This window comes from Nonomuraea sp. NPDC005983 (genome assembly GCF_040614375.1).
GTDB lineage: Bacteria > Actinomycetota > Actinomycetes > Streptosporangiales > Streptosporangiaceae > Nonomuraea.
Genome location: NZ_JBEXUP010000010.1, coordinates 1 through 17016 on the forward strand (window position 1 = coordinate 1; position 17016 = coordinate 17016).

Annotated in this window: 21 protein-coding genes, 1 tRNA gene and 1 pseudogene; 11 read left to right on the forward strand and 12 right to left on the reverse strand. The window is 68.6% G+C overall.

Annotated elements, in window-relative coordinates; all coding sequences use genetic code 11:
* Positions 1–510: 510 nt before the first annotated feature.
* The gene (locus ABZ297_RS07350) at positions 511–1608 is read right to left on the reverse strand and encodes a hypothetical protein (RefSeq protein WP_355340843.1); all 1098 of its coding nucleotides are present in this window, start codon (positions 1606–1608) and stop codon (positions 511–513) included.
* A gap of 267 nt (positions 1609–1875) precedes the next feature.
* Between ABZ297_RS07350 and ABZ297_RS07355 the strand changes: the two genes are divergently transcribed.
* From ABZ297_RS07355 to ABZ297_RS07370, 4 genes are all read left to right on the forward strand, one after another.
* Positions 1876–1947: transfer RNA gene (locus tag ABZ297_RS07355), tRNA-Phe, on the forward strand.
* Positions 1948–2377: 430 nt separating this feature from the next.
* Complete coding sequence (locus ABZ297_RS07360) at positions 2378–2575, forward strand: hypothetical protein (RefSeq protein WP_355340846.1); 198 nt, start codon at positions 2378–2380, stop codon at positions 2573–2575.
* 94 nt (positions 2576–2669) lie between these two features.
* Entirely contained in the window at positions 2670–2930 is a 261-nt protein-coding gene (locus tag ABZ297_RS07365) for a type II toxin-antitoxin system prevent-host-death family antitoxin (protein ID WP_355340849.1), read from the forward strand.
* The gene (locus tag ABZ297_RS07370; protein ID WP_355340852.1) at positions 2915–3322 is read left to right on the forward strand and encodes a PIN domain-containing protein; all 408 of its coding nucleotides are present in this window, start codon (positions 2915–2917) and stop codon (positions 3320–3322) included. Before ABZ297_RS07365 ends, ABZ297_RS07370 begins: the two co-directional genes overlap by 16 nt.
* A gap of 288 nt (positions 3323–3610) precedes the next feature.
* On the opposite strand, the gene ABZ297_RS07375 is transcribed toward ABZ297_RS07370, so the two are convergent.
* From ABZ297_RS07375 to ABZ297_RS07390, 4 genes are read right to left on the reverse strand one after another with little or no spacing between them, the layout of a single operon-like run.
* Positions 3611–4804, reverse strand: coding sequence for an ABC transporter permease (locus tag ABZ297_RS07375; protein ID WP_355340855.1), 1194 nt, complete (start codon positions 4802–4804; stop codon positions 3611–3613).
* Positions 4801–5454, reverse strand: coding sequence for an ABC transporter ATP-binding protein (locus ABZ297_RS07380; protein WP_355340858.1), 654 nt, complete (start codon positions 5452–5454; stop codon positions 4801–4803). The genes ABZ297_RS07375 and ABZ297_RS07380 overlap by 4 nt, the downstream gene beginning before the upstream one ends.
* Complete coding sequence (locus ABZ297_RS07385) at positions 5451–6503, reverse strand: peptidoglycan-binding domain-containing protein (protein ID WP_355340861.1); 1053 nt, start codon at positions 6501–6503, stop codon at positions 5451–5453. Before ABZ297_RS07385 ends, ABZ297_RS07380 begins: the two co-directional genes overlap by 4 nt.
* The gene (locus tag ABZ297_RS07390) at positions 6500–7012 is read right to left on the reverse strand and encodes a hypothetical protein (RefSeq protein WP_355340863.1); all 513 of its coding nucleotides are present in this window, start codon (positions 7010–7012) and stop codon (positions 6500–6502) included. Before ABZ297_RS07390 ends, ABZ297_RS07385 begins: the two co-directional genes overlap by 4 nt.
* 101 nt (positions 7013–7113) lie before the next feature.
* On the opposite strand from ABZ297_RS07390, the gene ABZ297_RS07395 reads away from it, so the two are divergent.
* Positions 7114–7758, forward strand: coding sequence for a response regulator transcription factor (locus tag ABZ297_RS07395; protein ID WP_355340866.1), 645 nt, complete (start codon positions 7114–7116; stop codon positions 7756–7758).
* Positions 7755–8966, forward strand: a complete 1212-nt coding sequence (locus tag ABZ297_RS07400) for a HAMP domain-containing sensor histidine kinase (protein WP_355340869.1) — start codon at positions 7755–7757, stop codon at positions 8964–8966. Before ABZ297_RS07395 ends, ABZ297_RS07400 begins: the two co-directional genes overlap by 4 nt.
* A gap of 166 nt (positions 8967–9132) precedes the next feature.
* Here ABZ297_RS07400 and ABZ297_RS07405 read toward each other — a convergent pair whose 3' ends face one another.
* Complete coding sequence (locus ABZ297_RS07405) at positions 9133–9945, reverse strand: TetR/AcrR family transcriptional regulator (RefSeq protein ID WP_355340872.1); 813 nt, start codon at positions 9943–9945, stop codon at positions 9133–9135.
* A 70-nt stretch (positions 9946–10015) separates the two neighbouring features.
* On the opposite strand from ABZ297_RS07405, the gene ABZ297_RS07410 reads away from it, so the two are divergent.
* Complete coding sequence (locus ABZ297_RS07410) at positions 10016–10726, forward strand: hypothetical protein (RefSeq protein ID WP_355340875.1); 711 nt, start codon at positions 10016–10018, stop codon at positions 10724–10726.
* A 416-nt stretch (positions 10727–11142) separates the two neighbouring features.
* Here the strand turns inward: ABZ297_RS07410 and ABZ297_RS07415 are convergent, their stop codons facing one another.
* From ABZ297_RS07415 to ABZ297_RS07430, 4 genes are read right to left on the reverse strand one after another with little or no spacing between them, the layout of a single operon-like run.
* Positions 11143–12372: a sigma-70 family RNA polymerase sigma factor gene (locus ABZ297_RS07415; RefSeq protein WP_355340878.1), complete on the reverse strand. Its 1230-nt coding sequence runs from the start codon at positions 12370–12372 to the stop codon at positions 11143–11145.
* A 14-nt stretch (positions 12373–12386) separates the two neighbouring features.
* A complete protein-coding gene (locus ABZ297_RS07420; protein WP_355340881.1) occupies positions 12387–12776 on the reverse strand; it encodes a YciI family protein in 390 nt (129 codons plus the stop codon).
* Positions 12773–13189 (reverse strand): hypothetical protein, encoded by a 417-nt coding sequence (locus ABZ297_RS07425; RefSeq protein WP_355340884.1) that lies wholly within the window; start codon positions 13187–13189, stop codon positions 12773–12775. The genes ABZ297_RS07420 and ABZ297_RS07425 overlap by 4 nt, the downstream gene beginning before the upstream one ends.
* Before the next feature lie 30 nt (positions 13190–13219).
* The gene (locus ABZ297_RS07430; RefSeq protein WP_355341147.1) at positions 13220–13378 is read right to left on the reverse strand and encodes a hypothetical protein; all 159 of its coding nucleotides are present in this window, start codon (positions 13376–13378) and stop codon (positions 13220–13222) included.
* A 228-nt stretch (positions 13379–13606) separates the two neighbouring features.
* Between ABZ297_RS07430 and ABZ297_RS07435 the strand changes: the two are divergent.
* Positions 13607–13768: pseudogene (locus ABZ297_RS07435) on the forward strand (transposase family protein); the annotation flags it as partial.
* A gap of 30 nt (positions 13769–13798) precedes the next feature.
* Here ABZ297_RS07435 and ABZ297_RS07440 read toward each other — a convergent pair.
* Positions 13799–14476 (reverse strand): hypothetical protein, encoded by a 678-nt coding sequence (locus tag ABZ297_RS07440; RefSeq protein ID WP_355340887.1) that lies wholly within the window; start codon positions 14474–14476, stop codon positions 13799–13801.
* Between the two features lie 292 nt (positions 14477–14768).
* Here ABZ297_RS07440 and ABZ297_RS07445 point away from each other — a divergent pair, with 292 nt between their 5' ends.
* Positions 14769–15758: a hypothetical protein gene (locus ABZ297_RS07445; RefSeq protein WP_355340890.1), complete on the forward strand. Its 990-nt coding sequence runs from the start codon at positions 14769–14771 to the stop codon at positions 15756–15758.
* On the opposite strand, the gene ABZ297_RS07450 is transcribed toward ABZ297_RS07445, so the two are convergent.
* Positions 15715–16068: a putative quinol monooxygenase gene (locus ABZ297_RS07450; RefSeq protein WP_355340893.1), complete on the reverse strand. Its 354-nt coding sequence runs from the start codon at positions 16066–16068 to the stop codon at positions 15715–15717. The two genes, ABZ297_RS07445 and ABZ297_RS07450, sit on opposite strands and share 44 nt — an antisense overlap.
* Before the next feature lie 59 nt (positions 16069–16127).
* Here ABZ297_RS07450 and ABZ297_RS07455 point away from each other — a divergent pair, with 59 nt between their 5' ends.
* On the forward strand, positions 16128–16433 hold the full coding sequence (locus ABZ297_RS07455; RefSeq protein WP_355340896.1) for a helix-turn-helix domain-containing protein: 306 nt from the start codon (positions 16128–16130) through the stop codon (positions 16431–16433).
* 129 nt (positions 16434–16562) lie between these two features.
* The gene (locus tag ABZ297_RS07460) at positions 16563–17012 is read left to right on the forward strand and encodes a helix-turn-helix transcriptional regulator (RefSeq protein WP_355341132.1); all 450 of its coding nucleotides are present in this window, start codon (positions 16563–16565) and stop codon (positions 17010–17012) included.
* Positions 17013–17016: the final 4 nt, after the last annotated feature.

Here is a 17016-nt window from a genome sequence, read left to right on the forward strand (position 1 = left end):
CTTGCTTGAGCCGTGTGCGGGGACGACCCGCACGCACGGTTCTGAGGGGGCCCTGGTGCAGCAATGCACCGGGGCTACCCGACCGCCCACGCGCTGAGCCACCACGACGAACAACCAGCCGATCAAAGCTCATCATGGAGCCAGGGCCGGTAGTCGTGCCGGCCGCATCCGGTGACGTCGGGGATCTCCGGCCCCGAGGTGATCATCACTCGAGCGCCGAGACTATGTAGTGGCTGGGGTGGAACCTGATCACCTCGCACACCATCGACCAGGCAAGCCCAGCAGGCCAGCTCCTCCGTCTCAAGCCCGGCTATAGCCGTAGGGCAATCGGTATCGAGGAACGGCGACCGGTGAACGCACAGGCGAAGCCGGGCTTGACACTCCGTCTCCAGCCCGCTGCCGCTCTGCGGTGGGTCGACGGCGCACGGGGAGATCAGAGCAGGGGAAATGTGTGCGGAGCCGTAGAAGAGGCCGTAAGGAGATACGCAGAAGCAGTGGCGAGCCCCGGGTTCAGACGGGCGTACGCGTTGCACGACCCAGTCGGGCCAGGCCGGCGGCCGTCAGCGCGATAAGCAGCGCCATGAGCGCAGTCAGCAGGGCCAACCAGTACGGCCAGCTCTGCGAGGAGTGATCGTAGTTCCTGGAACCGATCGTCAGATAGACGGACCAGACCAGCAGTGGCCCCGCTACGCCCGCGACGACTCCTGACCTCAGGCTCGCGTCCCGCCACGCCGTCCAGGCGGCTACCACGGCGATCAGGGCCAAGGGACCGACCAAGCTCCATAGCAGAGGGAGGTCCTTCATCCAAACCCCCGTCACCTCGCCAGCCGTGAACACCAGGACGAAGGAGACCAGTCCGAGCCCTGTCCCGCCGTGGCGGAGCGCGGCGGCCGCCGCTGCAGCACCGATACCGCTGCCGGCGAGCGAAGCCAGGAGGGCTACGACCGCGGGCTTGCCGTCCAGGCCGAGCGCCTGAGCGTACTGCACCGGCCCGGCCGTCATCGCACAGCCGAACCATGCGGCGAGCGGCAGTACGACGAACCGTCCACGCCCACCGGGCATCCTGCTCGCGATCATCGAAGCGAGCACGACCGAAGCCGCGGGATACCAGGTGGCGCTGGTGAGATCGCGATACCAGCCCGGGCCGTCGTAGGGGTGATAGTCGACCCACTCCGTCATCCCGAACGCCTTGCCCGCGACGATCTGCGCGCAGGAGAGCACAGCGGCGATCAACGCGGCGGCACCCATCGGGAGTACGGCAGGCTTCACTGCGCCGGCCTGCCCTCGGGGCAGCCCCTGGGCCGCGATCAGGTAGGCGAGGACAGCTCCCAACACCCAGCCCGGCCAGCCCGCCATCGCGTCGGCGAAGTCCGTCTCGTCGAGGAGGCCCTCCGCGAAGAGTTCGCCGATCAGGACTGCTGACGCGCTGCCGTATAGGGTCGCCAGCGCCGCCGTCGAGGGTTGCCTTCGCAGAAGGAACCCCGCCGCCAGGCCGGTCAGCACGCCAGCGGGTTCGAGATGACCTGTCACTGCCAGGAGCGCGGACAGGCTTGGCGCGAGGACCAACGCCACAACCGCCGCCAAGACGATCACTCGCACGTTCGACATCGACCCATAAGATCATGACATGTACGTGTTCTGGATGGTTTCCAGGCATGTTGTCGAGTCCCTCATAATCAAGTGTTTGAGTTGCGGCCGTGACGATCGCTGATTGTGGCTCACGCCGTACGGGGCTGGGGCGATCGCTGCCGCGACCCTCCTTCGTCGGGTCTTGCCACCGAGCAGGGTGGTGCTGTTGACGACATCGCTGACGACAACGTCGGCTTCCGTCAGCGCACGGCGGCGGCCGTCCACCACCTTCTGACCTTGTGTTGAACAAGACGATCAGGGCGATTGGTCCGCCTGAAAAGCGGAAGGTCGGCAGTTCGACCCTGCCCCTGACCACCAGTTCTGAACAGTCAAGATGCCCCGAAGCGAAGATCGCTCCGGGGTGTTTTCGTGTCCGGTGACGGCAATAGGCGCGGCGGACGGTCATCTAGATGGGACGTTGTCCTCCCGGCTGCGGGCTTTCACCGGACCCCTTGGGCCTATCTGCCTCAGATCGTCGCGGGATTGAGGCCTACTGGCGGCTCCCGATACCCCCGTACTGGGCGAGGACCCGCTCGGTGCTGGAGGCGGACGTCGTCCAGCGAGGCCGCCAGGTGGGCGAGCAGGGTACGGCCTAGGCGTTCGACGAGTTGCACCGCACGGTGCATCGGGCCGGCGGCGGCCTCCACCTGGTACAGCGGCACTGTGCCATCACCAGGATCGAGGCCGGGGCCGGGCTGCTTGTGGTGCCGTCGGTCTTCGCCTGGCCGCGAGTACTGACCGGTCCGTCGTGTCGGGCGCGCTGATCCTGGCCGAACTGGACTTACGTGCCTCGACCACCGAACTCGCCCAACGGTCGGGCCTTTCCGCGGCGGGCATGCCCCAACGCCTGCGGGCCGCCGGTCTGACCAGCACCCACCGAGCGGGCCGCCCGGTACTCTACGCCCGCACCGGCCTCACCGATGCCCTGCTCACCGCACGCATGTGAAGGCCCGCTCGAAGCAGGGTATCGCTGAACTTGCCGAGGGCCGGTTTCCCGCCATCAACGGCGACGAGCGGACTGGATCAGATAATCTGATTTTATGAAGGTGATGACTGCCACCGAAGCGTCTCGCAGCTTCGCGACCGTCCTCGACGAGGCCGAGCGCGGGGAGACGATTGTGGTTACTCGTGGCGGGAAGCAAATCGCCGTGATCGGCCCTGCGCCCACCGCACCGGGGCGTATGGTCAAGGCGTTTCTGGCCAGAAGCGCGGGGACACTCGACGCGGACTTCGAGGCTGATGTCGCGGCGGCCCGTGAGGCGATTGACGACGAGATGAGGGGCACGTGGCCCGACGCCTGATCCTGGACACGGGGGTGCTCATCGCCGCCGTGCGGGGCAAGGCACCCGTGGACGCCGTGATCCAAGACGCCGATGATGTGGCGATTGCGGCGATCACTGTGGCCGAACTGCTCGTCGGTGTGGAGATGGCCGATGCGGCCCGACGACCCAATCGGCAGGCCTTCGTGGATGAAGTCCTGGCGTTGATTCCCGTCGAGGAGTACACAACAGACGTCGCCAGAGTCCATGCTCGTCTCATGGCGCATGTTCGACGAGAAGGTAAGTCTCGGGGAGCGTACGATCTGCTGATCGCAGCGACGGCCGCGGCCACTGCGAGAACAGTGATCACGCTGGACGCCTCGGCCGCATTTGATGATCTTCCAGGCGTCCGCGCTCAGGTGGTTCCTCGCTGATTGACGACGACAACCCCGACGGCGAACGTCGGCCACCAAGGCCGCACCCAGGGCACTCTTGGCCACCCGTCGGCACCTGGTCGAGGCGGCCCGGCAGCCTGATCGCCACGCCTGAAAGCGGAAGGTCGGCACTTCGACCCTGCCCCTGACCACCAGCTTTGAACAGCCCAAACGCCCCGAAGCGTGATCGCTCCAGGGCTGCTTTGTGTTTGGCCTTGACAGCAAGATCAGCCTCGTGATCGGCGGCTGCCACCCCGCTTGAACTCCATTGATCAAGAGGGTAGAGGGTCACGGTGTGGCGAGGGCCTCGGTGGGGGAGAGGTGGGCGGCCCGCCAGGCTGGGTAGATGCCCGCGCAGCAGCCGATCACCATCGTGGCGGCCACGCCGCCAGCGCCCGCCCACGCGGGTACCACCGTCGGCCAGCCCTGGTACGACGAGTACGCCCCCGTCACCGCGATCCCGAGCAGTGCGCCGCCAGCGCCGCCGAACGCCGACAGCAGCAGCGACTCGGTGAGGAACTGGATGCCGACGTGCCCGCGGGTGGCGCCGAGTGACCGGCGCAGGCCGATCTCCGCGCGCCGTTCGAGCACCGAGATGACCATCGTGTTCGCCACACCCACGCCGCCTACCAGCAGGGCCACCGCGCCAAGGCCGAGCAGCAGCCCGGTCAAGGCCATGTCCGTGGCCTGTTTGGCGGCGAGCGCGTCAGACGGCCGCGACACGTCCACCTCGTTCGGGTTCTCCGGGTTGGCGGTGGCGCCCAGGACCGCCTTCACCGCCAGTACGGCGTCGTCCCGTGTACGGGTGTAGACGGTGGTCGGATACCCGTCGAAGCGCAGGGTGGACGTCGCCGCGTGCCAGCCGACCAGGGCGGCGAAGTCCAGTTCCGGCGCGAGGACGACCGGGCGCAGGACGCCGACGACGGTGAACCACTGGCCGCCCAGCCACACCTTCACGTCCGGGGTGGCCCTGACGACGCCGAGCCGCTTGGCCGCCGACGCCCCGAGCACCACGGCCGGGTACCGCGCGGTGGCCGCGTTGAGCCACGTTCCGTTGGCCACGCTCGCGCCCACCGTGCCGAGCAGGTCGGTCCGCGCGGCCATCACCGTCAGGTTGCCCGTCTCGCCCGGCGGGACACGGTCACTCCGGTACACGTTGGCGGTGGTCAGCGTTCCCGTGGCCGTCACCGAGAGCACCGGGCCGATCCGGCCGATCATCGCCACCGACTCCTCCGGCAGGTGCGACTGGTCGCCGTGGAGGGTGTGCCCGGGGGACACCCGCAGCAGGTTCGTGCCGAGTGCGGCGAGCTGCCGGTTGAGGCTCTCCCGGCTGGAGCTCGCGATGCCGACCACGCACACCATCGCGGCGATGCCGATCGCGATGCCGAGCGCGGACAGGAACACCCGCAGTGGCCGGGCGCGCAGACCGGCGGCGCCGACCCGGAAGGCGTCCGCGGGTGAAAGACGCGACGGGGCGGTCATGCGACCACCTGCCCGTCGTGTACGTGCACCAGGCGGTGCAGTCCTGCGGCGAGGTCCCGGTCGTGGGTGATCACCACGACGGTGGTGCCGGTGGAGTGCAGGTCCCGCAGCAGCCGCATCACCTCCGCGCCCGAGGTGGAGTCGAGGTTGCCGGTCGGCTCGTCGGCGAGCAGCACGGGCGGGTCGCCCACCACTGCGCGGGCGATGGCCACCCGTTGTTTCTCCCCGCCGGAGAGCTCGTGCGGGCGGTGGTCCAGCCGGTCGCCCAGTCCCAGCCGCTCCAGGGTGGAGGTCGCCCTGCGGCGTCGCTCGCGCAGCCGTACGCCGGCGTAGAGCAGGCCGTCGGCCACGTTGTCCACCGCCGGTACACCCGCCGCGAGGTGGAACTGCTGGAACACGAAGCCGACGGTGCGCCCCCGCAGCGCCGAGAGCCTCCGGTCCGGCAGTCGGGACACGTCGGTTCCGGCGATCGTCACCGTCCCCTTGGTTGGCAGGTCCAGCGCCCCGATGAGATGGAGCATCGTCGACTTGCCCGAGCCGGACGGGCCGACGACGCCGACCAGCTCGCCGGCGTCGATCGTCAGCGAGACGTCGCGCAGCGCCTGGAAGCCGCCCGGGTAGGTCTTTCCCACTCCGTTGAGGACGATCATTCTGGCACCCCCACGCGGGTGCCCTCGGTGATGCCGTCACCGCTGACCTCCACCCGGCCGTCGCCGAACATGCCCAGACGCACGGGCATGTACCGGCTGGTGGAGCCGGTCACCACCTGCAGGCCGTACCCGCCCTCGGCGAGCACGGCCAGCGCCGCGACGGGGACCGTGAGCACGTCGCGCACGCTGTCCGACACCAGGCTGACGACGACCGGGGCCCGGTCCAGCCGGCCGATCTTCGACTGGTCCCGGAGGGTCACGGTCACGTCGATCGTCGCGGGGCGCTGCTCGTCCGGCCCGGGGGTGGCCACGGTGCCCACCTTGGCGATCCCGCCCTTGACGGTTTTGCCGTCCGGGAGTTCGACCGTCGCGGGCAGCCCCCGCCTGACCAGGGTTTGCAGCGCCACGTCCAGGGCGACGCTGACCACCTTCGTGGTGCGGGTGTAGGCGAGGATCGGCCCGCTCCCGGGGGTGCCGAGTCGCGCGGTGAGTGACGCCACCCGTATCGCGCCGGGCGCGATCACCACGGACGCCGGGTCGAAGACACCTGTCTGGGTAAGCCCGAGATCCTTCTGCCACCGGCGTACGGCGACTGCCGTGGCCCAGGTGTACCGCCGGTCCACGGTCAGACCCCGGTAGCCGAGGGCGGCCAGGTTACGCTCCATCTCCTCGACGTCCCTGCCCGCGTCCCCGATGCGCAGCTGCCGGTAGAGCGGAAGCCTGCCGTAGAACAGCGGCACCGGGTCGTCGTCCGCCCGGTAGACCGACCGGCCGCGTTTGATCGTGGCGCCGAGGCGCGGTAGCCAGGTGAGGGTGCCGGAGCCGCGTCCGGCGACGGTCACCGACGCCCCGTAGCCCAGCACCCCGTTCACCTGCTGGCTCCGGGTCAAGGTGGCCCGGGTGACCGGAGCGGTGGCGGGTAGTGCCCGGGTGGTGCTCGACGAGGCGGACGGGTTCTTCCCGCCGAAGCCGATCGCGGTGGCCGTCACCACCGCGACCGCCAGCAGAGCCGACCCGCCCACCAGCGCCGTCCGGGTCGGCCGGTTCACTTTCCCTCCTTCTGTTCCTGGGGCAGCTTGTCCTTGCAGGCCTCGATGGCCGCCTTGTAGACCGGGTCGCTGTCGAGCTGCGCCCGGGTGACGTTCGCGAGCCGACCCTTGATCACCATGTTTCCGTCGGCTGGGGCGGGATCGGTCATCTCGACGTCGTGGGCGCGCATGCACACGGCGAAGGCCCGGAGCTGCTCCAGTTGCTCCGGCGGGGGGCCGGCCGGCCGTTGCTCCTCCGGGAGGAAGCGCTGACACGCCTGCAGGGCGGTTCGCCACGCGCGTTCCTGCTCGCCGCTCGGCGGGATGAGCCGGAGAGGTTCGTTCGGGCCGAGATCCGGCATGCTCTGGCCGTGCTCCCGCATGCACCTCACGAAGGCGGCCGGATCGCCGGTCGAGGATGCGGACGGGCGCGCGCTTGCGGCGCTGCGGTTCGCCGAGGCGATACCGGTGCTCTCGGGGGCGTTGGTGCAGGCGGCGACCGCCAGCCCGCACAGCAGGAAGGGGATCACGAGAAGTGGTCTCATGCGTCGAGGTCTACGCCGCGGCCGGTGACAGCACCGCTACGTCCGATGTCGGACCGATGTCATGCCCGGCGACGCACAATGACCTCATGCGAGTCCTGGTGGTCGAGGATCACGTCACTCTGGCCCATCGGGTCGCCGAAGGGCTCCGCGACGCCGGGATGGCGGTCGATGTGGTCACGGACGGAGCGTCCGCCATGGTCGAGGCGGCCGCCACGGCGTACGACGTGATCGTGCTCGACCGGGACCTGCCCGGGGTGCACGGCGACCAGGTGTGCCGGTCGCTGGCCGGTGGCAGGGCCCGCATCCTGATGCTCACCGCGGCGGCCGGGGTCGACGATCGGGTCGACGGGCTGGAGCTGGGCGCCGACGACTACCTGGGCAAGCCGTTCGCGTTTCACGAGCTGGTCGCCCGGGTGCGCGCGCTCGGCCGCCGCGCACCGTCCGCACCGCCGATCGTCCGTCGCGGCGACCTGGTCGTGGACCGGGCCCGCCACCGGGCCAGCCGTGGCACCCGCGCGTTGTCGCTCACCCGTAAGGAGTTCGGGATCCTGGAGATGCTCATGGCCGCCGACGGTGGCGTGGTCAGCACCGAGGAGCTGCTGGAGCACGTCTGGGACGCCAACGCCGACCCGTTCAGCAACATCGTCTCGGTCACGATGACCCGGTTACGCCGCAAACTCGGCCCGCCGCCGGTGATCGAGACCGTCGTCGGACGGGGTTACCGGCTGTGACCCGGCCGCGACTCACCATCCGGGTCCGCCTCACGCTGCTCTACACCGGCCTGTTCGCGGCGTGCGGGGCGATCGTTGTCGCCATCACCTACTTCCTCGTGGCCGGGCTTCCCGAGATCAAAGGCACGGGGACACGCCCGGCGGACAATGCCGAGGAGTTCCTCACGTACTGCAGGCAGGCCCTCCGCGTGGGCGCCGACCCAGGGCTTCAGGCCAAGTGCGACCTGGCCTACCTGGAAGGCGTCGTGGCCGGTGCGGCGGGCCAGCGCGAGGCGACCCTGTCATACCTGCTGCGGTACTCGCTGATCACCCTCGTGGTGGTCACCCTCCTCGCCGCCCTCGCCGGGTGGATCGTCGCCGGGCGGGTGCTGCGCCCGGTCCACCGCATCACCGTGGCGGCGCGCGCCGCGTCCGAGCACAACCTGTCGGCGCGGGTGTCGCTGACCGGGCCGCGCGACGAGCTGCACGAGCTGGCTGACACCTTCGACGACATGCTCGGCCGCCTGCAGACCGCGTTCGAGAGCCAGCGGCGGTTCATCGCCAACGCCAGCCATGAGCTGCGCACGCCACTGACGGTCATGCGCGCCACCGTCGACGTCGTCCTCGGCAAACGGGCGCCCACGGAGGCGGAGCTGCTGGGCATGGGCCGGGACGTCCGGGTCGCGGTCGACCAGGCCGAGGCGGTCGTCGAGGCCCTGCTCACCCTGGCCCGCAACGAGCGCGGGCTGACCGTTCGCGAAGACGTCGACTTGGCCACGGTCGCCGAGGACGTCCTCGACGACGTCCACGTGGGTGACCTGCGGCTACACGTCTCGCTGCGGCCGGTGGCGACGTCGGGTGATCCGGTGCTCCTGGAACGGCTCATCGCCAACCTCGTCGACAACGCCATCCGCTACAACGTTCCCGGCGGCGATGTCTGGCTCGCCACCTCCGCGTCGAACGGCCGGGTCACGCTTTCGGTGACGAACACCGGCCCGGTCGTCCCGTCGGATCGCGTCGACGCCCTCTTCGAACCCTTCCAGCGCCTGCACGATCGCACCACGTCCGACGGCTTCGGACTGGGGTTGGCCATAGTGTCGTCCATCGCCGCCGTACACGACGGCGCCATCACCGCCGCTGCCCGCCCAGCCGGTGGCCTGTGTGTCACCCTCACGATCCCGGCGGCCGAGCCTGCACCGCACGAGCAGTCGTCAGATCACGCCCATTGATCGGGCGACCCAGATCTCGCCGCCACGTCGACGCGGGCGGATGGCCGCCCAAGCCTGAGGGCCGAAGCCGGCGGCGTCTGCGCGTACAGGTCATCCTCCGCTTACTCCGACGGCAGCCTCCCGCATCGGCGACTTCCCGTCTGACAGGCCAACTGCTGTGACATTCTCACCGCTGCACATGTGCCTCGATGCCGTCGAGAATCCTCGCAAGGCCGAATTCGAAGCCATCGAGCGGGGGTTCGTCGGCGAGAAACATCGGATCCTCCATCGCGTCCGCGACGGCATTCAGGTTGCGGGAGCGGAGTTGGCTGTCCAGGAACACGCGGACCGCACGCACCGCCCGTTGCTGATCAGGATTCGCACGGCGCAACGCGGCCGGTGTTGGAGTGTTGCGCCGCAGGTTGGCGCCGTACCGGGCGTGGCTGTCGAGGAGGTATGCACAGTTCAGCATCTGCTGCGCCTCCATGCCGGTCGACCCGAGCACGGTGATCAGAGCATCCAACCAGGCCGCGTTGTGCGGAGTCAGGGAGACAGTTGTCGGCACGTCCAGCAGCCATGGACGGGAGAGGAAGTGTTCGAACAGCTGGCGTGACCACAGCGCAGCCGCCTCTCGCCAATCGCCGTCTGGCAGCGCGGGCGGGTCGCCCCAGGCGCGATCGGCCAGGAGCACGATGAGCTCATCCTTGGAGCTGACGTAGCGATACAGCGCGTTGGTGGTCACGCCGATCCGGCCGGCCACCTTCGGCAGCGAGACGGCAGCGATGCCTTCCTCGTCGGCCAACTCCGTCGCGACCGCGATGATCTTCTCGACGCTGTGCGCCGGCTTAGGACCGCGCCGCCCCCCGGTGTCGACAACGCCCCAGGCCGCAGCCAGACCTGGCGGCAGCGCCTCGAGGTCGGCGTCATTGGTGTGCGCGCGATCCGGTGCGATCTCGCGATCTCGCGCGGGGTCGCGTCCGGAGCTCTTGCGTGGGGTCATAGCCGGCATCCTCTCGAAGATCTGAGTGAAATAGTAGACGGCTTGCACAGTTGTTGCTACTGTGCATGGCATGAACACTTCATTACTTACACAGATTCAGCTCCCGGTCGTGGCCCGCCGCTGGATCGGTCTGGCCGCGATCCTCGGCGCCGTTTTCGCGCTGGCCGAACTTCCTCTCTACTTCGTGGTACCTGCATGTGACCCCGCGATCTGCGGTGTCGAGACCGGCAGTCTCATGCCGGACTGGCTGATCCTCACCCGTACGCTCTTCAACTTCTTCGCGCTCACGCTGTTCCTGGTATTCATGACTGGCGTCCGGTTTCTGATCGCGCGGGCCGACGCCCGGTCCGAATGGTTCGGCGCAGTCGCCGGTACCGCTGGCGTGGCATGGACGATCACCGACATGGTCGCCAAGGGGCTCGAAGGCAGCAGCGCCATCAAGGCCACCGAGTGGATCGACCCGACCCGCACCGTACCCACCTACCTGCTCTACGGTTCCATCACCCACCTGATGCTGGTTGTCTTCGGTGTCGCCTTCGGGTACGCGGTGCTGCGCTCCCGCGCTCTTCCTCGGTGGGTCGGCTGGTCGTCATTCGGCATCGCCGCACTGCACCTGGCCGGAGTGCCGTCGATGTTCTTCGGCTTCAATTCGTCGGAGTTCTACGCCTCCAACGGCTGGGGTGCGGTCGCGATGTTCAATGGCACCGCCGCCATCTGGCTGGCGGCCGTCGGCGTCGCAACGCTGATGAAGAAGACTTCGCCGGCGTCGACACTCGTTTGACCGTCAACGCATAGGCGCGTACGCGTGGCGAGTTCGGCGGGTCGGACTCCGCTGAACTTGCCACCGATGCGCCGGCCTCGTTCTGTCGCCTCAGGAGCGGGCCAACCGGCCGCGGTCTTCAGCCCAGCGGGTCGCGTGTTGCACATGACGACCTGCTTACGGAGCAGCCCAGGAGCCGTCTGGCGCTCCAGTACCGGGCCCTGGCCACCCCGAACATCGACGAACGCCAGGTCCTCATGGCCATCTGCGACCATGACCCCGCCCTGCTCGACGAACGGTCCGGCTCGCTCATCATCGCCGACAATGGCTACGTCTCCGCCGAACTGGACGCGTGGCGTGGTCCTGACCCGCCGTCCTCGTCTCGATATCCACGTGCAACGCCGCGCTGCGGCCTGGAGAGCCGACGATTCGAGGGGTCAGCGCACATCCAGCCGGGCGGCGCGGGTCAGCAGGTAGCGGCGCTCGGGAAGGCTGGTCGTGAGCCGGGCCGCGGCACGGTACTCCGCGGCCGCAGCCGCCCTCTCGCCGGCTTCCTCAAGCAGGTGCCCGCGCACCGCGTGCAGCCGGTGATGGCCGGCCATCCGCTGGTCCCCGGCTACTGTCTCGAGGACGGCCAGCCCAGCTGCGGGGCCGCTCAACATGGCCACCGCCACAGCGCGGTTCAACGTGACCACCGGGTTGTCAGCGAGCTGGTCGAGCACCTGGTAGAGGGCGGCAATCTGCGCCCAGTCGGTGTCTTCGAAGCGTCTCGCCTCGGCGTGCACGGCGGCGATCGCGGCCTGCAACTGGTAGGGACCTGGCCGCTTGCGCGGCAATGCGTCGGTAAGCAACGCGATGCCTTCATCGATCATCACCCGGTTCCACCGGCCGCGGTCCTGCTCCGCGAGCGGGACCAGTTCGCCGTCCGGGCCGATGCGGGCCGGACGGCGGGCATCGGTGAGCAGCATCTCGGCGAGCAACCCGCTCACCTCAGGGACATCCGGCAGCAGCCGGTGCACCATCCGGGCCAGGCGGATCGCCTCCGCGCACAACTCGCCGCGATGTAGCGACTCCCCTGCCGTGGCGGTGTAGCCCTCGTTGAAGATGAGGTACAGCACGTGCAGGACGACGTCGAGGCGACGTGCGCGATCCCGGTCATCGGGCATCCGGAACCGGCCGCCCACCTCCAGGATGCGCTTCTTCGCGCGGCTGATCCGCTGCGCGAGCGTCGCCTCGGGTAGCAGGAGCGCGCGGGCGATCTCAGCGGTGGTCAGGCCGCCGACCGCCCGCAGGGTGAGCGCGACCTGCGCGGGCGGATTCAGCGCGGGATGGCAGCACAGGAACAACAGCAGCAGGGTGTCGTCCGCGTCCCCGGCAGGCGAGACGTCGGCCGCCGGTGACAGCAGGTCGGCGGGCAACACGCGTAATGCTTCTTGCTGCTCTCGTCGGCGGCGGGCCTGCTCGCTGCGCAGCAGGTCGGTCATACGGCGGGTGGCGACTGTGGTCATCCAGCCCGGCGGATTGTCCGGCATGCCCTGCTCTGGCCACTGGGTCGCGGCCGCGAGCAGCGCCTCCTGAACGGCCTCCTCGGCGAGGTCGAAGTGGCCGTAGCGGCGCGTGAGTGCGGCGAGGACCTGCGGCGCGAGCTCGCGCAGCAGGTCCTCCATCCGTGGGGGTACGGTCACATCTCCCGGCCGGCGTCGTCCATGATCGGCCGCAGCTCCACCCGGGTGTGCACGATCGCGGCAAAGCGCGCGGCCAGCTCGACCGCTCGGTCGTGCGAGGCGACGTCGATCACCCCGAACCCGGCGAGCACCTCCTTGGCCTCGGCGTACGGTCCATCGGAGGCGACGGGCCGCCCGTCACGGATCTCCACGGTCGTCGTGTGCGAGGGGTCGGCCAGCCCGAAGCCGGTGACCATCTCGCCGGAGGCCGCGAGGTCGGCGTAGAACGCCGACATGGAGCGGAAGTGCTCGGCGACCTCCTCTGGAGACCAGGTCGCCTCCGTTGCACCGAGGCCCAGGGTGTCCCACGCCGACGCGTCACCAAAGGTCATGATCATGTACTTCATCGGGCCAGCTCCTCCACCCGTGTCATGTTCGACTCGTAGCCGCCGCCCGGCCACTGCCAGGCGCCGGTGTTGCGCACGCCATCGGCGTCGAAGGTGCCGACGAACTTGGCCGGGGAGTCGACGCCGCCATACCAGATTGTGAGGGTATCGTCGGCCAGTTCGTAGACGTACTCGAGGATCTCGCCGTTCTGGCTGAAGAAGTGCGAGCGCAGCTGGCCGCTTTCGGCGTGGAAGCCGATGTACTCGACGCCGCGGTTGACCTCACCATCTTGGACGAGCTCGACGTGCTGCACGAGAAAGCCGCCGCCGTCCATCCACTCGTAGCGGACCGTACCCGACAGGCCGGGTCCATCGATGGCCCAGGTGCCGACGAGCGGTGCCAGGCTGCGCAGGGTGTTCGTTGTCGCGGTCACGATGTTCTCCTCTGATGTAGGGGTGAAGGGTCAGCGATGGCTGCGCCGCAGTACCGCAACGGCGGCCGCGAGCAGAAAGAACACCACCGGCAGCGCCGCGCTGGTGCCAAGCGCCGCGACGGTGGCGCCGATCATCAGCGCGTAGTCGTGGTGGTCACGGTGGTCTCCCTGGTGTGTGCCGTGCTTCACCCTCTCTGTCGGAGACGTGTGGGCGCTCTCGACAGTGCAGCCGAAATTTCTTTGTCGCGTGGTACGGGGTTCAGCCCGCCGGGACCCGCCAGCCGCGAGCGAACGGCCCACCTCTGGTGCTCAGCCACTGCCGAAGCGCCCAATACCGGCAACGCCGCCGAGAAATCATCAAAGAAATGGATGGTCCCTTTCGGTGCGTTCGCGTGGATGAGAACGACCTGGCCCTACAATCGCGCCCATGCCCGCCTTCGCGGGCCCGGCGAACGTGCGAACGCCCAGCTGAAGAGCTGGAAGATCCTCCGCAAGCTACGCTGCAGCCCTTCCAAGGCCGGTCACCTGTGCAAGGCCATCGCCGTCCTTCATAACCACCGCGCCGCGCAGGCCGCGTGAGGATGAAATGGGTTCAGTGTAGGTACCGCGTCATAGGCGATTGCCCGGCGACTGGGGCAGCCCTCCAATCCATCCCCAGAAGTGCAGAATGATCCCCACCATGACCGGCACCATCGTCGCGGCCCCGCTCCATTCCCCCGGTGACATCTGGAATCCACTGAGCAGCCCGCCGTAAACCGGAAGGCCGATGCAGAACCATGGAGGGAACGGGAACCCCCCGACCCGGTCCGGTGCGTGGTTCCCGATGCGCCAGCCGAGATAGGGCCACCGACGCAGGCGTCCCGCAGGGATGATGCGCGTGCCTTCAGGAAATTCCACGATCGCGCGCCGCGCGAGACCCTCGCCGATCCGTGCCGAAAGAATCTCCTCTTCAGCCATGTCGTCCAGCCACGGATGCCACATCACCCGCTGCCAATAGCCTCTGCCGCCGTCCAGCGGAGTTAACCTGAGCATGGCACACCTGACCAGCCCCATACGGGTCGCGACATGCGCACGCACCAGCCACTCGGTTGGCTCGGCCGAGGCGGCCTTGCGGTTGAGAATCCACCGTCCCATCCAAGCCGACAAGCACCAGACAAGGACGGCACCGATGACCACCGGGAGTGCGACTTCCCCCTCGGCGATCTGGATCGCCGCACCGGCTGGCAGCCCTAGACAGAGAGCGGTCAAGCTGACCACGGTGACGTGACGGCTTCCGTAGAGGGACACGAGTGCTCCATCTCAATGGCCTTTCCCGTACAACGCTCCAGAGCAGGCGAACGTCCCCGGCGGATGAAAGGCTGAACCAGCCTTGTGGTAGCAGAAGGCGCTCGCGATCATGTCTCTCGTTGATCTGCCAGCGGCATCAGAACGGGCTGGACACGACACCGATGTCGTGCGCAGAACCAGAGCCCGCCGACCACGGGCTCGGCCGGCTCGCGGCCGCCACATCCACCATGACGGTCGGGAGCCGGCCGTTCCTGCCACCCCGCCGACCACACGCAGGTGGTATATACGGGTGATGAACGAGCTGGACGCTGAACTGGTTCAGCCTGTGATGCTCGAACGTCCAGTGGATCCAGCCCGTTTCGGGGGTGTCGTCCGGCCGGACAAGACCGTCCGGTGGGCGACGGACGAGCTCGAGCAGGTCATGCAGATGCGTGGGCGATCCCCTGATACGTGGCCCACGCCGACCGCCTTACCCGAGTCGCTGGACCAACTCGCCAAGTGGCTGACCGAGCTGGGATGGGACGATCTCACCTGCCTGGCCCGCCGGGAAGAACTGGCGGTCTATCGGGCGTTGTCCGCCGTCCAACCAGGCTTGTTCGCTGACCGGATCGTCCATACCTTGGTCGCGTTGCGCCGCTGCCTCATGGAGTGCAAGCGGCATGAGGAAGCACTCGGGGTTGTCGAGGAGCTCCTGCGGCTGTCGGAAACCAACCGATCTGCGCAGGCAGAGGCCCCAGATGCGCGCTACTGGCGGACGCTGCTTCTCGCCCGGCTCGGCCGCGACCAGGAGGCGGTGGAGTCCGCGGCCGAGGCGGTGACCGAGATCCGTGGTCGGCTACAGCACGCTGGGGCCACATCGGCGAGCTTCGAGCTCATCCACGCGTTGACGGCCTATGCGGATCGCCTGGACAAGGTCGGCCGCGTCGCCGAAGCCGCCGAGGTGAGTGCCGAGGTCATGGCGGCTTGGTGGCGTCAGGCCGACTCGACGGTTCAGTTCCTCCAGACGGTGGACCTGTACAGCGAACGGCTCGTCCGGAGCGGGCAGGCCGAACAGGCGCACGTTCGACATCGCCGACGGGAAGGTGATCGCCTCGATGCACCGGCGGCACCGGTCGGTGGTACGGCTGAATCCTCAAGAAGATCGATCGCGAGGTGCCGTCCAACCTGGACGTGCACATTGCCTGTGACAACTACGGCACTCACAAGTCCTTGCGGGCTGCGCCCCAGGGAAGATCGTGCTACGCGTTCTGCAGTGGGAGCTCGGCCGGAGCGTTCGCGGTGAGAGGCGTCAGCCAGTGGATCTCCAGGTCCTCGCGTAGGTACTCCATGCGAGTCTTCTGGAACTGCGCGAGGTCGGGCTGGGCGAGGTGTCTGCGCAGGTCGTCCGCCGAACGCCACAGCTCGTAGAAGACCAGCGTGGTGGGGTCGGACGCGTCGCGGTGAACCTGGTACTGCCAGGCGCCCGGCTCGGCGCGGGTCGGCTCGACGAACGACAGCAGCAGACGTTCCAGTTCCTCGGCGCGCTCTGGGCGGGGGCGCGCGAATCCGTAGATGCCGATGGGGCCGATTCCCTCAGGTATGACCATGTTCATACCTGCGGAGGTTAGCTGTAGCCCAGGTACGATGCAAGTCGTACCTGAAGGAGAGGGACATGGATCTCGGCAAGGTGTTCGCCGCGCTCGCCGACGACTCCCGGCGGCGGATGGTGGCCGAACTCGCGGCCGACTCCGAGGACCGGGAGCGCGCCTGTGGGTCGTTCGACCTGCCGGTGAAGAAGGCCACACGTACCCATCACTTCCGGGTCCTGCGTGAGGCGGGCCTGGTCGCGCAGCGCGATCACGGCAACGGGAGCGCGCTGCGGCTGCTCAGGAAGGACATCGAGCAGCACTGTCCCGGCCTGCTGCAGCTCCTCGTCGCCGAACTAGGCCAACCGGACGAAGGCAAGGCCAGGGCGTGACTCCGTGACGACCGTGGTGGTGTGTCCGACCGGGCGCGAGATCTGCTCGATCGGCACGTCCTGGGCGCAGAGCAGTGGGGTGGGACGCCGTCGGCGCTGGGCAGCTTCGACGCGACGTACGATGCGCAGGTGACCAGCAGACCTGCCGCGGAGCAGCATCTGCGCGACCTCGCGCGGCTGCGCCGCGTCCGCGACCAGATCGACCGGGAGTACGCGCAGCCGCTGAACGTCGAGGCGCTCGCCCGCGGCGTGAACATGTCGGCCGGGCACCTCAGCCGCCAGTTCCGGCTCGCCTACGGCGAGTCGCCGTACGCCTATCTGATGACGCGGCGCATCGAGCGCGCGATGGCGCTGCTGCGTCGTGGCGACCTCAGTGTCACCGAGGTCTGTTTCACGGTCGGCTGCTCGTCGCTGGGCACCTTCAGCACTCGCTTCACCGAGTTGGTCGGTGTGCCGCCCAGCGTCTATCGGCGCGAGGCGGCGAGCGCGACGGCGGGGATGCCGTCCTGCGTGGCGAAACAGGTGACCAGACCGATCAGGAATCGAGAAGCGCGGGTTGCGGGGCCGCAGCTAGCCTGACCTG

Coding starts and splice junctions, on each gene's coding strand:
- ABZ297_RS07350 (WP_355340843.1), bottom strand. CDS start 1,608: ATGTCGAACGTGCGAGTGATCGTCTTGGCGGCGGTTGTGGCGTTGGTC.
- ABZ297_RS07365 (WP_355340849.1), top strand. CDS start 2,670: ATGAAGGTGATGACTGCCACCGAAGCGTCTCGCAGCTTCGCGACCGTC.
- ABZ297_RS07375 (WP_355340855.1), bottom strand. CDS start 4,804: ATGACCGCCCCGTCGCGTCTTTCACCCGCGGACGCCTTCCGGGTCGGC.
- ABZ297_RS07380 (WP_355340858.1), bottom strand. CDS start 5,454: ATGATCGTCCTCAACGGAGTGGGAAAGACCTACCCGGGCGGCTTCCAG.
- ABZ297_RS07395 (WP_355340866.1), top strand. CDS start 7,114: ATGCGAGTCCTGGTGGTCGAGGATCACGTCACTCTGGCCCATCGGGTC.
- ABZ297_RS07405 (WP_355340872.1), bottom strand. CDS start 9,945: ATGACCCCACGCAAGAGCTCCGGACGCGACCCCGCGCGAGATCGCGAG.
- ABZ297_RS07410 (WP_355340875.1), top strand. CDS start 10,016: ATGAACACTTCATTACTTACACAGATTCAGCTCCCGGTCGTGGCCCGC.
- ABZ297_RS07415 (WP_355340878.1), bottom strand. CDS start 12,372: ATGGAGGACCTGCTGCGCGAGCTCGCGCCGCAGGTCCTCGCCGCACTC.
- ABZ297_RS07420 (WP_355340881.1), bottom strand. CDS start 12,776: ATGAAGTACATGATCATGACCTTTGGTGACGCGTCGGCGTGGGACACC.
- ABZ297_RS07445 (WP_355340890.1), top strand. CDS start 14,769: ATGAACGAGCTGGACGCTGAACTGGTTCAGCCTGTGATGCTCGAACGT.
- ABZ297_RS07450 (WP_355340893.1), bottom strand. CDS start 16,068: ATGAACATGGTCATACCTGAGGGAATCGGCCCCATCGGCATCTACGGA.
- ABZ297_RS07455 (WP_355340896.1), top strand. CDS start 16,128: ATGGATCTCGGCAAGGTGTTCGCCGCGCTCGCCGACGACTCCCGGCGG.